The sequence below is a fragment of the Nonomuraea bangladeshensis genome (assembly GCF_039529455.1).
Taxonomy (GTDB): Bacteria; Actinomycetota; Actinomycetes; order Streptosporangiales; family Streptosporangiaceae; genus Nonomuraea; species Nonomuraea bangladeshensis.
The window spans coordinates 753,783-769,679 of record NZ_BAAAMV010000003.1; the positions used below are offsets into that span (position 1 = coordinate 753,783).

Sequence of the window (15,897 nt, forward strand, 5' to 3'; positions counted from 1 at the left end):
GACGGGATGGCCGCACGGCCGATCCGGTGGGTACGCGCCCGCCGCGAGGCTGGGACCCATGAACGACGTGCTTGTTGGACGGGCCCTGGTCAAGAGGTTCGGGCAGACGGTCGCCCTCGGCGGCGTGGACATCGCGGTGCGGGCCGGCGAGGCCGTGGCGATCATGGGGCCGAGCGGGTCGGGCAAGTCCACCCTGCTCCACTGCCTCGCGGGCATCATGCGGCCGGACGAGGGTGAGGTGCACCTGCTGGGGCAGCGCATCGACGCGATGGGGGAGCGCAAGCGCAGCGCGCTGCGGCGTACCCGGTTCGGCTTCGTCTTCCAGTTCGGGCAGCTCCTGCCCGAACTGCCGGCCGAGGAGAACGTGGCCCTGCCGCTCATGCTGGGCGGCGTGTCCCGGCAGCAGGCGGTCAGGCAGGCGCGCGAGTGGTTCGCGCCGCTCGGGCTGCCGGGCATGGAGGCGCGGCGGCCGGGTGAGCTGTCCGGCGGGCAGGCGCAGCGGGTGGCCATCGCGCGGGCGCTGGTGACCAGGCCGGCGGTGGTGTTCGCGGACGAGCCGACCGGGGCGCTCGACCAGCGGACCGGGCAGGACACGATGCGGCTGCTGGTGGAGGCGACCCGGCACAACGACGCCTCGCTGATCGTCGTCACCCACGACCCGAACGTGGCCGCCTGGTGCGACCGCACCGTCGAGGTCCGCGACGGCCACCTCGTGACGATGAGCGGAGCGACGGCGTGAACCTGGATCTGACGTGGCGGCTGCTCAAGGGCGGCGGCCGCAAGGGGCTGCTGGGCGTCTGGCTGACGCTGGGGGCCGTCGCCGTGTCCACGGCGCTGCTGCTGTTCGCCGTGGCCGCGAACCTGGCCTTCGACGCCCGCGCCGAGCGCGGCGCCTGGCGCAACCCGGTGCCGGTCGCCAAGGACGCGGCCAAGGACGCGGTCGCCGTCGAGGCGTCCCGGTTCGACTACGTACGCGACCGGGTGATCACCGTCGTGGACCTCGCCGCGCTCCGGCCCGACGCCGCGCCGCCGCCCGGCCTGCCGCGCTTCCCGAAGCCGGGGGAGACGTGGCTGTCGCCCGCGCTCGCGGAGCTGGCCCGTGAGCTGCCCCCCGCCGAGCTGGGCGACCGTTACCCGAACCGGGCGGGCGTCCTGGGGGACGAGGCCCTGGTGTACCCGGGGGAGCTGGTCGCGGTCGTCGGCCACGCGCCGGACGCGCCGGCGATGACCGCGGAGCGCAGTGACGACTGGATCATGGGCAAGCCGCCGGTCAGGGTCGCGAGCCTGGCGGGGACGCCGAGCGAGGACGCGGAGGCGTACAAGGTGCTCGCGGTCATCGCGAGCGTGCTCATGGTGGTGCCGCTGCTGGTGTTCGGGGGCGCGGCGGCCCGGCTCACGGTGGCCAGGCGGGACACGCGGCTGGCCGCGCTCCGGCTGGTCGGCGCGACGCCCGGCCAGGTCGTGCGGATGACGGTGGCCGAGGCGGTGCTCGTGGCGCTGGCCGGGGCGTTGGCGGGCGCGGTGGCGTTCGCGCTGTCCGTGCCGCTGCTGACCCGGATCGAGATCCAGGGCGGCGCCTGGTTCGCGGGGGACCTGTTCCCCGGCCTCGCGGTGCTGGCCGGGGTGCTGGTGGCGGTGCCGCTGCTGGTGGGGCTGTCGGCGGTGGCGGGGCTGCGGCGGGTCGTGGTGAGCCCGCTCGGCGTGGCCAAGCGGGAGACGCCGCCCGGCATGCGCTTCGTCCGGGTGCTCGCGCTGGTCGTGGTGCTGGCCGCGTTCCCGATGCTGACCCAGGGGACCAGCGTGGCGATCGTGGCCGTGGCGCTGGGGCTCGCGTTCCTGTGCCTGAACCTGGCCGGGCCGTGGGTGGTGGGACTCATCGGCCGGATCACGGCCGGTACGGCGCGTACCCCCGCGCGGCTGCTGGCCGGGCGCAGGCTGGTGGACGATCCGCGTTCGGCCTGGCGGACGGTGAGCGGGGTGGCGCTGACCGGGTTCGTGGCGGGCTTCCTCGGCCTGCTCAGCCCGGGCGCGTTCGCGGGGGACGACGGGCCGCTCCAGCTGCGTGTCCTCGCGCCCGCCGGGCAGGCGGAGCAGGTGGCCGGGCAGGCCCGCGAGCGGCTGGCGGCGGCGAAGGTGCCCGCCGCGGTCACGGTCGTCAAGCGGACCGTCGTCGCCGCGCCGTCGGGCTCGCCCGACGCCGCGGACGTGGACCGGGCGCGTACGGCGCTCGCCGGGCTCGTCCCCGGGCGCACCCCGACGACCGAGGCCGACGAGCGGAACTTCGGCGACCAGCTGCTGGCCGACGTGCGGGTGGGCACGATCGTGGTGCTGTCGGTGTCGTTCCTGGTGGCCATCGCCAGCGCGGGCATCACGGCCGCCTCGTCGATCCTCGACCGGCGGCAGACGTACGGGCTGCTACGCCTGGCCGGGACGCCGCTGGAGGTGCTGGACCGGGCCAGGCGGGCCGAGACGCTGATCCCGCTGGGCGTGATGGGCGGCGGCGCGATCCTGGTGGGGGCGTTCTGCGCGACGCCGTTCATGATCGGCGGGGTCAGCGTGGCCGGGGTCGTCACGCTGACGGTGTGCGTGGTGCTCGGGTTCGCCGGGGTGATCGGGGCGGGGGCGCTGAGCCGGCCGCTGCTGAGGTCGGTCACGGCCGACCCCGCGCCCCGACCGGACTGAACCGGCTAGCCGAGGACCAGGTCGCGGACCAGTTTCAGCGTGGGCTCGTCGCGCGGGCCCATGACGAGCAGGCTCGTCACCGGGCTCTTGCGCCACAGCTCCAAGCGCTCCCTGATGCGGCCGGGCGGGCCGACGAGCGAGATGCCGTCGGCCAGCTCGTCGGGGATCGCCCGGAACGCCTCGTCCTTCCGCCCGGCCAGGTAGAGCGCCTGGATGTGCTCGGCGGCCTCGGCGTAGCCCATGCGGCCGATGATGTCGGCGTGGAAGTTGCGGTGCCGGGCGCCCATGCCGCCGATGTAGAGGGTGAGCATGAGCTTCACGCCGTCGAGTGCGGCCCGTACGTCGTCGGAGACCACGACGGTCACCATGGCCGCCACCTCGAAGCCCGCGGGGGCGCCGGCGAGCGCGCCGCCGTACATCTCCTCGATCTTCTCGGGGAAGGCGAACAGCGGCAGCCAGCCCTGGCCGATCTCGGCGGCCAGCGCGACGTTCTTCGGGCCCTCCGCGCCCAGGTAGACGGGGATGTCGGGGCGCAGCGGGTGGGTGATGAGCTTGAGCGGCTTGCCGAGGCCGTCCGGCAGCGGCAGCGGGTAGTGGGGGCCGTCGGCGGTGACCGGCTCCTCGCGGCGCCAGACCTTGCGCATGATCTCGACGTACTCGCGGGTCCTGGCGAGGGGCCTGGCGAACGGCTGGCCGTACCAGCCCTCGACCACCTGCGGGCCCGAGGCGCCCACGCCGAGCAGCAGCCGGCCGCCGGTCAGGTGGTCGAGGGTCATGGCCGTCATGGCGGTCGTCACCGGCGGCCTGGCCGACAACTGCGCGACCGACGTGCCGAGTTTGATGCGGCTGGTGCGCGCGCCGTACCAGGCGAGCGGGGTGAACGCGTCGCTGCCGTACGCCTCGGCCGTCCACACCGAGTCGTAGCCGAGGCGCTCGGCCGCCAGCACGGATGCGGTCGCGTCGTCGGCGTTGCGCTGCCAGTAGCCCAACTGGAGCCCGAGCTTCATGTGACACCTCCGGAATTAAGTTCTATTACCCCCGTGCGGGGGCCGGGTGTCAATGGAGGATCCTCCGGGCAGTCACAGTCCGTGGTCAAAGGTCTCTGTCGCGTAGCCTGCGTCCTGCTCCTGCTGTTGCCCGCGGCCGAGCCCCTGGTGGCGGCGAGCGCGTCGCGGCCGAACATCGTCCTCATCGTCACCGACGACCTGGAGACGGGCACGCTGGCGTACTTCCCCCAGATCACCCGGCACCTGGTGCGCAAGGGGGCGACGTTCGACCGGTTCTTCGTGACGAACTCCTGGTGCTGCCCGTCGCGCGCGTCGATCCTGCGCTCCCAGTACGTCCACAGCCACGGCGTCCTCACCAACACCGCACCCGAGGGCGGCTTCGACCGGTTCCACACCCTCGGCCTGGAAAGCTCCACGGTCGGCACGTGGATGCAGGCGGCCGGCTACCGCACCGCGCTGATGGGCAAGTTCCTCAACCACTATCCGGGGCGCACCGCCACCGAGACGTACGTGCCGCCCGGCTGGGACGAGTGGGCCGTCCCGGTGACGAACCTCTACGAGGAGTACGGCTACCGGCTCAACGAGAACGGCGCGCTGACCGAGCACGGCTGGGGCCAGGAGGACTACCTGTCGGACGTGCTCGCCGAGAAGAGCCGGCAGTTCATCAAGAGCTCGGGCCGGCCGTTCTTCCTCTACCTGGCGCCCATCGCGCCGCACAACCCGGCCAATCCGGCTTGGCGGCACGAGGGCGCGTTCCCCCACGTGACCGCGCCCCGGACGCCGTCGTTCAACCAGGCCGACGTCAGCGCCGAGCCGCTGTGGCTGCGCGGCAGGCTCCCGCTGTCGCAGGAGCAGATCGACGCCGTGGACCGCCGCCACCGCGCCAGGCTGCGCGCCATGCTCGGCGTGGACGACCTGGTCGGCGCCGTCGTCGACGCGCTGCGCGACAGCGGGCACCTCGACGACACCTACATCATGTTCACCTCGGACAACGGCTTCCACCTAGGCACCCACCGGCTGCCGCAGGGCAAGACCACGCCGTACGAGGAGGCGATCAGGATCCCGCTGGTGGTGCGCGGGCCCGGCATCCGGCCCGGGTCGAGGATCGGCCACATGGGCGCCACGGTCGACCTCGCGGCGACCGTCGCCGACCTGGGCGGGGCCATGCTGCCTCCGTTCGCCGAAGGGCGGTCGCTGAAGCCGCTGCTCAAAGGGTGTAAACCGCCGATATGGCGGCACAACGCGCTCATCGAGTTCCACCGGCCCGCCAACCGGTCGTCCGCGCGGCAGACGCCGGTGCCCGCCTACACCGCGCTGCGCACCGAGCACTACACCTACGTCCGCTACGTCACCGGCGAGAAGCAGCTCTACGACCTGCGGACGGATCCGTACGAGCTGCAGAACCTCGCGGCCACGGCCGACCCCAAGCTGCTGGCGAACCTGGACGTCCGGCTGGACACCATGGCGCGCTGCTCGGGCGCGGGCTGCCGCCAGGCCGACGTGCTTCATTGACATCCTCCCCCGCCTGAAGTGAAGGCGGGGGATTCCAACGGCGACTACCTCACGAGGAGGAGGTCACGTTGAGGTTCGCGGTTCGCAGGCCCGCCCAGCGGCGAGCCTCCCCGCGCAGCGACGGCATGCCCTGCCGCCGTGTCTCTGAGGTTCCCGGCCGCGTTGACGTCGGCGTGCGCCTGGTGCCCGCAGGCGACGCAGCGGAATCGAGATTGGCTCTCTCTCGACTCGGCCGCGCGGTGCCGGCAGGCGTTGCAGGTCTGCGACGTGTAACGCGGGTTGATCTTGTGGACGCGGCCGGGAGCCTTGTGCTCCAGCCGTTGCACGAGCCGGCCCCACCCGGCGGCGAGGATGCCCCGGTTCAGCCCGGCCTTCTGACGGACGCCACGGCCCGGCGCTTCGCCCGTCCCCCTGGCCGAGCGGGTCATGTGGGAGATCTTCAGGTCTTCGACGGCGATCACGTCGAACCGGCGGGCCAGGTCTGTGCTGGTCTTCTCCACCCAGTCCTTGCGCCGGTCGGCCTCACGCGCCCGCACCCTGGCGATGGCGGCCTTCACCCTGCCGCGCCGGTTCGACCCCAGCTCGGCGCGGGCCAGCCTGCGCAGCAACCGCAGCAGGCGGGCCTTCTCCCCGGCGCGCAGGCCGGGGACGTTCAGCAGCTCGCCCGTGGACAGGGCGGCGCTCACCGCGACACCCCGGTCCACGCCTACCGCCTCGCCCGTGCCGGGCGCGGGCACCGGCTCGGGGATCACGGCGAAGGCGACATGCCAGCGGCCCGCCGCATCGCGGGTGACCCGGTACGACTTCACGCCCGCAGGGACAGCGCGCGACCAGCGAAACCGCACCCAGCCCACCTTCGGGATCCTCACCTCGCCGACGTTGCGCGACAGCCGGCGCACGTCACCGGCCTTGACGGCGACGATCCGGAACCCTTCGCCCCGCCCCCGCCTGCGCCACGCCGGACGCTGGTGGGTCTTGCCGAAGAAGTTCGCCATGGCCTGCGCGAAGTCCTTCAACGCCTGCTGCTGGACGACAACCGACCCGGCGCGCAGCCACGCGTTCTCCGCCCGCGCCTCGGTCAACTGGCGGCACTGCTCGGCGAAACCGGGAGCGCTCCCGCGGCCCGGCTTCCAGTGCAAGTGCTGCTCGACGGCGAGGTTCCACACGTACCGGGCGTGCCCGCAATGCTCCAGCAACACCCGCTCCTGAGCGGGCGAGGGCTGGAGCCGGTAGCGGGACACGCCGATCAACCTACCGACCACCACCGACAAAACCGGGAGACAGACGTGCCCGACCGTTCCGCGATTCCTCCCCGCCCTGAAGGGCCGGGCTCCCACGCTAAAGATGCGTGGTGAACAGCTCGGGGTAGGCGTCGGCGAGGTGCTCCGACACGGCCGCGGCGGCCTCGGCGGGGTCGCCCGCCTCGATCGCGGCCAGGATGCGGACGTGCCCGGCGCGCAGGATCGCGGTGTCGCCGAGGCGTTCGACCGCCTCGACCGAGAACTTGCGCATCGTGCCCCGGAGCGAGCGCATGACGGCGGAGACGAGCCGATTGCCGGAAGCGTCCGCGAGCGCGCAGTGGAAGGCGGTGTCGTGCTCGACGAACTCCTCGGCGGTGCGCGCCGCGTCCATGCCGGCGAGGGCGGCGGCCAGCGCCTCGGTGCCGGCGTGGCCGCCGCTCGGCTGCCCAGTGCCGGCACGGCCGGCGGCGGCGCGGGTGGCGGCCCACTGCTCGATCATGTGCCGGGTGTCGATGACCTCGCGCAGCTCCAGGGTGGCCAGGCCGAGGTGCAGCCGCAGCAGCCCGGTCATGGCCGAGTCGGGACGGGCGATGAGCACCGCGCCCGCGTCGGGGCCCCGTCCGACCTGGGAGGAGACCACGCCCAGCGTCTCCAGCACGCGCATCGCCTCGCGCACGGACGAGCGGCTGACGCCGAGCTGTTCGGCGAGCCGGCGCTCGGCGGGCAGGCGGTCACCGGCCGTGAGGCCGTCCTCGGCGATGCGCCGCTCGATCTGCGCGAGAACGTCCTCGAACGTGCGCGTGCGCTTCACCGGACCCCACCCGCTGCCGTCCACCCGGGCCTCCCTGCTATGGTCTGACCATATTGTGGTCAGACCATACTCTTCGAGAGGAGAGCGGTGCGAGTCGCCCTGTTCATCACGTGCGTGAACGACACGCTCTTCCCCGGCACGGGCAAGGCCGTGGTGTCCCTGCTGCGCAGGCTCGGCTGCGAGGTCGACTTCCCCGCCGCCCAGACGTGCTGCGGCCAGATGCACGTCAACACCGGCTACCGCGCGGAGGGGGTGCGCCTGGCCCGGCACTTCACCGAGGTCTTCGCCGGGTACGACGCCGTGGTGGCCCCGTCGGGGTCGTGCGCGGCCATGGTCCGCGAGCAGTACCCCAAGCTGGCCCGGCCGGGCAGCAAGGGGGCCGCGGCGATCGCGGAGGTCGCGCCCAGGGTGTACGAGCTGTCGGAGTTCCTGATCGACGTGCTCAAGGTCGAGGACGTGGGCGCGTACTTCCCGCACCGCGTCACCTACCACCCGACCTGCCACTCGTTGCGCGGCCTGCGCCTCGGCGACCGGCCCGCCCGGCTGCTGCGCAACGTACGCGGCCTGGAGCTGGTGCCGCTGCCCGGCGCGGAGGAGTGCTGCGGCTTCGGCGGCACGTTCGCGGTGAAGAACCCGGCGGTCTCGGCGGCGATGGGCGCCGACAAGACCCGCAACATCATGGACACCGGCGCCGAGGTGCTGTGCGCGGCCGACAACTCGTGCCTCATGCACATCGGCGGCACGCTGAGCCGCCAGAAGACCGGCGTGCGGACGATGCACCTGGCCGAGATCCTGGCGTCCACGGAGGAGAGCCAATGAGCGCGACATTCCTCGGCATGCCCGGAAATTTCCCGAAAAACTCGCAGAAGGCTGTCCAGGACTCTCAGCTCCGCTACAACCTCCGCAAAGCCACCCACACCATCCGCGGCAAGCGGGCCGGCGTCGTCGGCGAGCTGCCCGACTGGACGGAGCTGCGCGCCGCCGGCAAGGCCATCAAGGACCACACGCTGCGCAACCTCGACCGCTACCTGGTCCAGCTCGAACGGGCCGTCCAGGACGCGGGCGGCACCGTCCACTGGGCGCGCGACGCCGCCGAGGCCAACCGCATCGTCACCGGCCTGGTCAAGGCCACCGGCGAGCGCGAGGTCGTCAAGGTCAAGTCGATGGCCACCCAGGAGATCGAGCTCAACCAGGCGCTGGCCGCCGAGGGCATCACCGCGTACGAGACCGACCTCGCCGAGCTGATCGTGCAGCTCGGCGACGACTTCCCCAGCCACATCCTGGTGCCCGCGATCCACCGCAACCGGTCGGAGATCCGCGAGATCTTCCTGGAGAAGATGCCGAAGACCCCGGAAGGGCTCACCGACGACCCGCCCGCGCTGGCCGAGGCCGCCCGGCTCCACCTGCGCGAACGGTTCCTGCGCAGCAAGGTCGCGATCTCCGGGGCCAACTTCATGGTGGCCGAGACCGGCACGCTGGTCGTGCTGGAGTCCGAGGGCAACGGCCGCATGTGCCTGACCCTGCCCGAGACGCTGATCAGCGTGGTGGGGATCGAGAAGCTCCTGCCCAGCTGGCGGGATCTGGAGGTGTTCCTCCAGCTGCTGCCCAGAAGCTCCACGGGTGAGCGGATGAACCCGTACACCAGCATGTGGACCGGCGCGGTCGAGGGCCAGGACTTCCACCTCGTGCTGCTCGACAACGGCCGCACCGGCGTGCTCGCCGACGAGGTCGGCCGCCAGGCGCTGCGCTGCATCCGCTGCTCGGCCTGCCTCAACGTGTGCCCGGTCTACGAGCGGGCGGGCGGCCACGCCTACGGCTCCGTCTACCCGGGCCCCATCGGCGCCATCCTCACGCCGCAGCTGCGCGGCATGGGCTCCGAGCTGGACGCCTCGCTGCCGTACGCCTCCAGCCTGTGCGGCGCCTGCTACGACGTCTGCCCGGTCGCCATCGACATCCCCGAGGTCCTGGTGGACCTGCGCGCCAAGGCCCCGCACGCGGCGGCGGAGAAGGCCGGCATGAAGGTCGCCGGCTGGATACTCGACGACCATCGGCGGCTGGCGGCGGCCCAGCGGCTCGCGTCCAAGGCGCGCGGGCTGGTGCCCAAGAAGCGGCTGCCCGGCCCGTTGTCGGCCTGGACCGACACGCGGGACGTGCCGGAAATCCCGGAAGAATCGTTCAGAGACTGGTGGGAGCGGAATGAGCGCGCGTGAGGAGATCCTCGCCCGGATCGCCAAGGCCGTGGCGGGCGCCGAGGACGTCGAGATCCCCCGCGACTACCGCACCGAGGCCGCGACCGGCGACCTGGTCGAGCTGTTCGCCGAGCGGGTGGACGACTACCGCGCCGTCGTCCACGTCCTGCCGGCCGCCGAGGTGCCCGGCTGGATCGAGAAGCGCCTGGCCGGCCGCCGCATGATCGTCCCCGACGGCTTCGGCCTGGCGGGGCACGAGAGCTGGCCGGACCTGCACACCGCCGACGGGGTCGTCACCGGCTGCGCCGTGGGCATCGCGGTGACCGGCACGATCGTCCTCGACCACGGCCCCGGCCAGGGCACCCGGGCCCAGACGCTGGTGCCCGACTACCACCTGTGCGTGGTGCGGGCCGACCAGATCGTCTCCTCGGTGCCCGAGGCCGTCGCCAGGCTCGACCCGGCCCGGCCGCTGACCTGGATCAGCGGCCCGTCGGCCACCAGCGACATCGAGCTCAACCGGGTCGAGGGCGTGCACGGCCCCCGCACCCTCGAAGTGGTCATCAGTACCTGAGCACCGCCGCCACGTCCTTGACGCCGTCCGTGAACCACAGCTCGGCGTCCGTCATCGCGGCGGCCCGCACCAGGGCGGCGTCCGCGCGCTCGCGTACGGGCTCGGCCACGCCCCAGTGCCGCAGCTCGCCCTGGTCGGTGTTGAGCTGGACGCCGCCCTCGCCGATCCAGATCGGCTCCGGCCGCTCGCCGGGCAGCAGCAGCGCCTGCACCCGCCCGTCGCGCAGCGCCCGCGCCACCTGCGACAGGCCGACGGGACCGCCGCTCTCCTGGTGTCGCTCCAGCAGCTCGCCGCGGCGGCGGTCGAGCCAGTCGTCGAGCGCCTGCTCGACGTCCTCCTCGAACTGGCCGTGGTCGGAGCGGCTGCCGTGCTCGACCATCACCACCCGGTCGCTCGCCTTGGTGCCGAGGTGGTGCATCAGGAACGAACGGGACTTCGGCTCGCCGGCGATGATGATCAGCTCGGTGCCGAGGCGGCGTACCTGCTCGTCGATCTCGTGCGCGACCGCCTGCGCGTTCTGCTCCCAGGCGTTCTCGACGGACATCTCGTAGCGGCGCTGCGACCAGCCGCCCTGCGCGGTCTTCTGCAGCGGCCAGACCGCGGCCTGCACCGTGCGGCGGCGCGGCGCCCCGCTGCCGTACACGGTGAGCTCCGCCCCCGCGTGGTCCACGATGACCCGCAGGTGCGGCACGTTCTCGCCGCGCTCCAGCAGCATCGGCGCGATGTTCGGCAGCGGGGACCAGGTCGCCCGCTCGTAGGGCGGCCGCGACAGCGGCTCGGCCAGCACCACCTCGCCGTGCGTGGCGAACAGCGCCTGCCCCGCGGCCGCCGCCTCGGCCCGCTCCGCCAGCGCCGCGACGGTCGCCGGGTCCGCCCCGTCGAGCGCGTCCCGCACGCTGTGCCAGTGCGTCTCACGCTCCGGGCCGGTCAGCGCCCCCAGGTAGACGGAGGCGTACGGGCCCCGCCGCTCGTACAGCGGCCGGATGAAGTCGAGGCGCACCCGTCACCACCTCCGCTTCTCCACGCCGAGCCCGAGCGCCTCGCCCACGTCGGCCATGTTCGTGTACTCCCGCTCGGGGAGGGAGCGCACCATGTCCGTCACCCGGTCGGGGGCGTCCGCCTCCTCCGCCTGCCGGACCAGGTCCGCCTTCGACTTGGGCCAGTGGGTGTCGCTCAGCCACTTGGCCAGGTCGGCTCGGGCGTCCACGCTCTGCCCCGTCATGCCTTCCGGCACGCCGGGCTCGTGGCCGGGCGGGTACGACCGCATGGACTCCTCGCCTGGCGCCGGCATGGACTCGGGCTCCTTCCACTCCTCGGCGTGCGTGGTGCCGCCGCCGCGCATCATGCCCTCGGTCTCGTGCTTCTGCTGGTGGTCCAGACGGGGGCCGTGCTTGTCGCTCCCACGTTCCATATTCGCCTCACCTCTCTCTTCAGCGCCCCTACCCCCGCTTTCGTGGGCAAACATCGCCGCTGTGTACCCTGCCGTCCGTGTTCGATGCCGACATCACCATCGCGACGGCCCGCCTGACCCTGCGGCCGTTCGCCCCCCAGGACACCGCGCGGATCCGGTCGATCGTGGAGTCCGGCGCCGTCTTCCTGCCTCCCGGCGCGCCCGCCACGGCGTCCGGCGTCGAGCAGTGGCTCGACCGGGGCGTGCACGAGCTGCACAGGTCGGGCCAGGGCGTGCACCTCGCGATGATCGACGTGGACGGCCGCGTCGTGGGCGCCATCAGCCTCTTCAAGACCTCGTGGGAGTCCGGTACGACCGAGGTCGGCTACGGCGTGCACCCGCTGTACCGGGGCCGCGGCCTGGCCACCGAGGCCCTGCGCGGCCTCGCCGAGTGGGTCTTCGACAAAACCCGGCTGCGCCGGATCGACCTGACCGCCAACCTCGACAACCTGCCGTCGCTGCGCGTCGCCCAGAAAGCGGGCTTCACCTGGGAGGGCGTGCTGCGCGGCGCGGTGCTGGAGGACGACGGGCCGCACGACCTGGTCGTGTTCGGCCTGCTGCGGGGCGACGGCCGCGCCCCTGCCACCGTCCTGCCGCGCGCCGAGCTGCGCACGCCGCGCCTGCTCCTGCGCGCGCCCGAGCCCGCCGACGCGACCGACCTGGCCGCCACCGGGGCCGACCCGCTCACCCAGGCCAGGACCGGCGTCCCGCGCGGCTACACCGTCGAGCACGCGTTCGCCTTCATCGACCACGCCGAGCGGGTACGCGTCCGCGGCGCCGGCATCGCCTGGTCGGCCGTCGAGCAGGCGACCGGCCGCTTCGCCGTCAACGTGGACCTGCGCGACGTCGACTGGAGCCACCGCACCGCCGAGATCGGCTACATGACCGCCCCCTGGGCGCGCGGCAACGGCTACGCCGGCGAGGCGGTGCTCGCGGTCGCCCGCTGGCTGTTCGAGCGGCAGGGCTTCACCCGGCTCCAGCTCCGCGCCGCCGTGGACAACCCGCAGTCGCAGCGCGTCGCCGAGAAGGCCGGCTTCGTCCGCGAGGGCGTGGCCCGCTGCGCGCTCGCGGGGGAGGACCTGGTCGTCTTCAGCCTCGTGCCGTCCGACCTGGAGTCCGGCGCGTAGCCCCGAAGGCACGCCGTACTGGCTTTCGCAGTCCTTTGTGAAACCCGCCGGCAACCGTCACCCTTGAAGGGGAGGTGGAGGCACGATGATCACGGTTGTCGGCTGGGACGGGACGGAGCTGCCGCCCGCCGCGCTCGACCGGCTGCGCGAGGCCGCCCTTGTCGTGGGCCCCGACGCCCTGCTCGGCCGGCTCAGGCTCAACGCCGCGACCGTGGCCGACGGCGCGCTGCTCCAGGCGCTGGACGACCATCTCGAGAACGGCGACGGTCCCGCGGTCGTGATCGCGGAGGGCGATCCCGGCTTCTTCGGCGTCGTACGCACGCTCCGGGCGCACGGCCTCAAACCGGACGTCCTGCCCGCGACCTCGCTGGTCACCCGGGCCTTCGCCTGCGCCGGGCTCAACTGGGAGGACGCGCTGGTCGTCGCCCCCACCGGCCCCCACCAGCTCGCCAGGGCGGTCAACGCCTGCCGCGCCCACCCCAAGGTCGCGCTGCTGGTCGCGCCCGGCGTCGGCCCCGCCGAGATCGCCCGCGAGCTGGCCCCCACCACGCCCCGCGCGCTCATCGTCTGCGAGGACCTCGGCGGGCCCGACCAGCGGGTCACGCACAGCCGCATGGGCGAGGCCACCACCCGGCCGTGGAAGGACCCCGACGTCGTCCTCGTCGTCGACCCGCTCCACCAGGCCAAGGAGCCGGGCTGGGTGGCGGGGGCGCAGCCGGGGCCGGCCGAGTGGGCGCTGCCGTTCGAGGGGGGCGGGCTGCCGCCCGAGGTGCGGGCGTACGTGCTGGCCAAGCTCGGCCCCCGGCTCGGCGACCTCGTCTGGGACGTCGGCGCGGGCGTCGGCGAGATCGCCGTCGAGTGCGCCAGGCACGGCGCGGCCGTCGTCGCCGTCGAGCGCGAGGAGGCCAACTGCGCCCGGCTGCGCGCCAACGTGCTCGCCCACGGCGTCAAGGTCGCGCTCACCCGGGGCCAGGCCCCGCCCGCGCTGGAGCCCCTGCCCGACCCCGACGCGGTGTTCGTCGGCGGCGGCGGGGCCGACGTGGTGTCGGCCTGCGCCGCGCGCCGCCCGCGCTCGCTGGTGTGCGCGCTGCGCACCGTCGAGCAGGTCTCGGCCGTGCTCGACCGGCTGCGCGAGCACGGCTACCGGGGCACGGGCACCCAGATCATCGCCTCGGCGCTGACCGTCAACCCCGACGGGACGCACCGCCTGGCCGCCGCCGACCCCGTTTTCGTCGTCCACGCGACGCCCGCGTACGGAACGTGACCTGTTCCCTACTGCCGCGCATCGGTTATCCTCGCGTGTCCTTGTCCAACGCCTCGGAGATTCCCTCACGATGAAGCCGCCGCTCCTGCTGATCGGGCAGGGCTCGCACGATGACGCCTACGCCGCGGAGTTCGGCAGGTTCGTACACCGGCTGCGCTGCCGCCTCGACCTGACGGCCGTCGACGTCTCCGGCGGCTACCTGGAGCGCGCCACGCCGCGGCTGAGCGACTCCGTCGCCTCCCTGGTCGCGAGGGGCCACCACCGTCTCGTCGCCCTGCCGCTCAGCCTCAGCAGGACGAGCGACGACCTCGGCGCCGCCATGGAGCGCGAGCAGCGGCGCCACCCCACCCTCATGTACGACTACGGCCGCCCGCTCGGCCCCGACCCCCGCGTGCTGTCGCTGCTGGCCGAGCGGCTCACCGAGGCCGCCGCCGACCTGTCCAGGCCGCGCGCGCTGGAGCCCGCGGGCGCCCGTCCCCGGCTGCGCGCCGTGGACGCCCCCGTCGACGAGGACCTGCACGTCGAGCCGGGCGAGACCGGCATCGTGCTGGTCGGCGAGGGCTCGACCGACCCGGCGGCCAACGCCGAGATCCACCGCGTGTCCCGGCTGTTCTGGGAGACGCACGCCTACGACTTCATGACCGTCGAGACCGCGTTCGTCTCGGTCACGCCCCCCGGCGTGCCCGGCGGGCTCGAACGCTGCCGCCGCCTGGGGGCCAAGCGCGTGATCGTGGTGCCTTACCTGCTGTTCGCGGGCGGCATGCTGGAGCGTGTGTGGGCGCAGGCGCTGGCGTACGGCGCCGGCCACCCCGATCTCGACATCCGCTGCGCCGAGGTGATCGGCGACTGCGAGCCCCTGGCCGACGTCGTCATCGAGCGTTACGAGGAAGCACTCCAGCTCGTCCACTGAGCCCCCCAAGCCCTTTCTTCCCGGAGGTACGCCGTGCTGGCCGACACCCTCGCCGCGATCCGCGCCGCCGACCCGGTGGCGATCGCCGAGGCCCGAGCGTTCCAGGACCGTCTCACCAAGCCGCGCGGCTCGCTCGGCGTGCTGGAGGACGTCGCGGTCCGCCTGGCGGGCGCGGCCGGCGTCTGCCCGCCGCCCCTGCCCGCCCCGGCCGCACTGGCCATCTTCGCGGCCGACCACGGCGTGCACGCCGCGGGCGTCACGCCCTGGCCGCAGGAGGTCACCGTGCAGATGGTGGCCAACTTCCTGGCCGGCGGCGCGGTCGCCAACGCCTTCGCCGCCCAGGCAGGCGTCACGGTCACCGTCGTGGACGTCGGCGTCGCCGCCGACCTGCCCGACGCGCCCGCCCTGGTCAAGCGGAAGGTCGGCTACGGCACCGCCGACCTGTCGCGCGGGCCCGCCATGACCGTCGACCAGGCCGTCAGGGCCATGGAGGCGGGCATCGCGGTGGCCCGCGACCTGGTGGCGGGCGGGGCCCGCTGCCTGATCACCGGCGACATGGGCATCGCCAACACCACGGCCTCGGCCGCCCTGATCTCCGTCTTCACCGGCGCCGACCCTGCCGAGGTCACCGGCAGGGGCACCGGCATCGACGACGAGACGTACGAGCGGAAGGTCGGCATCGTCCGCGAGGCGCTGCGCGTGAACGGCCTCGACGGCGGCCCGCTCGGCTCCTCGGCGAGCGAGGCGCTGCGGGCGCTGGCCGCCGTCGGCGGGTTCGAGCACGCCGCGCTCGCCGGCTTCATACTCGGCGGCGCGGCGGCCCGCGTGCCGGTGCTGCTCGACGGCGTGATCGCCGGGGCCGCGGCCCTGGTCGCCGCCGCTCTCGACCCGTCCGCGCTCGACCACTGCGTGGCCGGGCACCGCTCGGCCGAGCCCGGCCACGCCGCCGCGCTCGCCCGCCTCGGGCTGCGTCCCCTCGTGGACCTGGAGCTGCGGCTCGGCGAGGGGACCGGCGCGCTGCTGGCCCACCCCGTGCTGTGCGCGGCCGTACGGGTGATGCACGAGGTCGCGACGTTCGACTCGGCGGGGGTCACCGAGAAGCCCGTGTAAGGATGGTGCTCACTGGAGGTGAG

The 15,897-nt window shown here is 73.6% G+C and carries 15 protein-coding genes; 10 read left to right on the top strand and 5 right to left on the bottom strand.

Annotated features, from left to right (window positions below; genetic code table 11):
* Positions 1–58: 58 nt before the first annotated feature.
* On the top strand, positions 59–739 hold the full coding sequence (locus tag ABD292_RS11335) for an ABC transporter ATP-binding protein (RefSeq protein WP_344207056.1): 681 nt from the start codon (positions 59–61) through the stop codon (positions 737–739).
* Positions 736–2,682 (top strand): FtsX-like permease family protein, encoded by a 1,947-nt coding sequence (locus ABD292_RS11340; RefSeq protein WP_344207057.1) that lies wholly within the window; start codon positions 736–738, stop codon positions 2,680–2,682. The genes ABD292_RS11335 and ABD292_RS11340 overlap by 4 nt, the downstream gene beginning before the upstream one ends.
* Before the next feature lie 5 nt (positions 2,683–2,687).
* On the opposite strand, the gene ABD292_RS11345 is transcribed toward ABD292_RS11340, so the two are convergent.
* Complete coding sequence (locus tag ABD292_RS11345) at positions 2,688–3,689, bottom strand: LLM class F420-dependent oxidoreductase (protein ID WP_344207058.1); 1,002 nt, start codon at positions 3,687–3,689, stop codon at positions 2,688–2,690.
* 126 nt (positions 3,690–3,815) lie between these two features.
* Between ABD292_RS11345 and ABD292_RS11350 the strand changes: the two genes are divergently transcribed.
* Positions 3,816–5,201, top strand: coding sequence for a sulfatase family protein (locus ABD292_RS11350; RefSeq protein ID WP_344207059.1), 1,386 nt, complete (start codon positions 3,816–3,818; stop codon positions 5,199–5,201).
* A 44-nt stretch (positions 5,202–5,245) separates the two neighbouring features.
* Here ABD292_RS11350 and ABD292_RS11355 read toward each other — a convergent pair whose 3' ends face one another.
* Positions 5,246–6,442, bottom strand: a complete 1,197-nt coding sequence (locus ABD292_RS11355; protein WP_344207060.1) for an RNA-guided endonuclease InsQ/TnpB family protein — start codon at positions 6,440–6,442, stop codon at positions 5,246–5,248.
* Between the two features lie 97 nt (positions 6,443–6,539).
* Positions 6,540–7,253 (bottom strand): FadR/GntR family transcriptional regulator, encoded by a 714-nt coding sequence (locus tag ABD292_RS11360; protein ID WP_344207061.1) that lies wholly within the window; start codon positions 7,251–7,253, stop codon positions 6,540–6,542.
* Between the two features lie 87 nt (positions 7,254–7,340).
* Between ABD292_RS11360 and ABD292_RS11365 the strand changes: the two genes are divergently transcribed.
* From ABD292_RS11365 to ABD292_RS11375, 3 genes are read left to right on the top strand one after another with little or no spacing between them, the layout of a single operon-like run.
* Complete coding sequence (locus ABD292_RS11365; protein ID WP_344207062.1) at positions 7,341–8,072, top strand: (Fe-S)-binding protein; 732 nt, start codon at positions 7,341–7,343, stop codon at positions 8,070–8,072.
* The gene (locus ABD292_RS11370) at positions 8,069–9,463 is read left to right on the top strand and encodes a lactate utilization protein B (RefSeq protein WP_344207063.1); all 1,395 of its coding nucleotides are present in this window, start codon (positions 8,069–8,071) and stop codon (positions 9,461–9,463) included. Before ABD292_RS11365 ends, ABD292_RS11370 begins: the two co-directional genes overlap by 4 nt.
* Positions 9,450–10,013 carry a LutC/YkgG family protein gene (locus tag ABD292_RS11375; protein WP_344207064.1) on the top strand — a complete coding sequence of 188 codons (564 nt, stop codon included), beginning with the start codon at positions 9,450–9,452 and terminating at the stop codon, positions 10,011–10,013. Before ABD292_RS11370 ends, ABD292_RS11375 begins: the two co-directional genes overlap by 14 nt.
* On the opposite strand, the gene ABD292_RS11380 is transcribed toward ABD292_RS11375, so the two are convergent.
* The gene (locus tag ABD292_RS11380; RefSeq protein WP_344207065.1) at positions 10,003–11,013 is read right to left on the bottom strand and encodes a baeRF2 domain-containing protein; all 1,011 of its coding nucleotides are present in this window, start codon (positions 11,011–11,013) and stop codon (positions 10,003–10,005) included. The genes ABD292_RS11375 and ABD292_RS11380 overlap by 11 nt on opposite strands.
* 3 nt (positions 11,014–11,016) lie before the next feature.
* Positions 11,017–11,424, bottom strand: a complete 408-nt coding sequence (locus tag ABD292_RS11385; RefSeq protein ID WP_344207066.1) for a DUF2795 domain-containing protein — start codon at positions 11,422–11,424, stop codon at positions 11,017–11,019.
* Positions 11,425–11,501: 77 nt separating this feature from the next.
* On the opposite strand from ABD292_RS11385, the gene ABD292_RS11390 reads away from it, so the two are divergent.
* From ABD292_RS11390 to cobT, 4 genes are all read left to right on the top strand, one after another.
* A complete protein-coding gene (locus tag ABD292_RS11390; RefSeq protein WP_344207067.1) occupies positions 11,502–12,590 on the top strand; it encodes a GNAT family N-acetyltransferase in 1,089 nt (362 codons plus the stop codon).
* Between the two features lie 85 nt (positions 12,591–12,675).
* The gene (locus tag ABD292_RS11395) at positions 12,676–13,854 is read left to right on the top strand and encodes a bifunctional cobalt-precorrin-7 (C(5))-methyltransferase/cobalt-precorrin-6B (C(15))-methyltransferase (protein WP_344207068.1); all 1,179 of its coding nucleotides are present in this window, start codon (positions 12,676–12,678) and stop codon (positions 13,852–13,854) included.
* Positions 13,855–13,924: 70 nt separating this feature from the next.
* The gene (locus ABD292_RS11400; RefSeq protein WP_344207069.1) at positions 13,925–14,764 is read left to right on the top strand and encodes a sirohydrochlorin chelatase; all 840 of its coding nucleotides are present in this window, start codon (positions 13,925–13,927) and stop codon (positions 14,762–14,764) included.
* Between the two features lie 33 nt (positions 14,765–14,797).
* Entirely contained in the window at positions 14,798–15,874 is a 1,077-nt protein-coding gene (gene cobT, locus ABD292_RS11405) for a nicotinate-nucleotide--dimethylbenzimidazole phosphoribosyltransferase (RefSeq protein ID WP_344207070.1), read from the top strand.
* Positions 15,875–15,897: the final 23 nt, after the last annotated feature.

What these genes read in the sequence shown, in the direction of transcription:
- ABD292_RS11335 (WP_344207056.1), top strand. Translation starts at nt 59, where the DNA reads ATGAACGACGTGCTTGTTGGACGGGCCCTGGTCAAGAGGTTCGGGCAG.
- ABD292_RS11345 (WP_344207058.1), bottom strand. Translation starts at nt 3,689, where the DNA reads ATGAAGCTCGGGCTCCAGTTGGGCTACTGGCAGCGCAACGCCGACGAC.
- ABD292_RS11370 (WP_344207063.1), top strand. Translation starts at nt 8,069, where the DNA reads ATGAGCGCGACATTCCTCGGCATGCCCGGAAATTTCCCGAAAAACTCG.
- ABD292_RS11375 (WP_344207064.1), top strand. Translation starts at nt 9,450, where the DNA reads ATGAGCGCGCGTGAGGAGATCCTCGCCCGGATCGCCAAGGCCGTGGCG.
- ABD292_RS11385 (WP_344207066.1), bottom strand. Translation starts at nt 11,424, where the DNA reads ATGGAACGTGGGAGCGACAAGCACGGCCCCCGTCTGGACCACCAGCAG.
- ABD292_RS11395 (WP_344207068.1), top strand. Translation starts at nt 12,676, where the DNA reads ATGATCACGGTTGTCGGCTGGGACGGGACGGAGCTGCCGCCCGCCGCG.
- ABD292_RS11400 (WP_344207069.1), top strand. Translation starts at nt 13,925, where the DNA reads ATGAAGCCGCCGCTCCTGCTGATCGGGCAGGGCTCGCACGATGACGCC.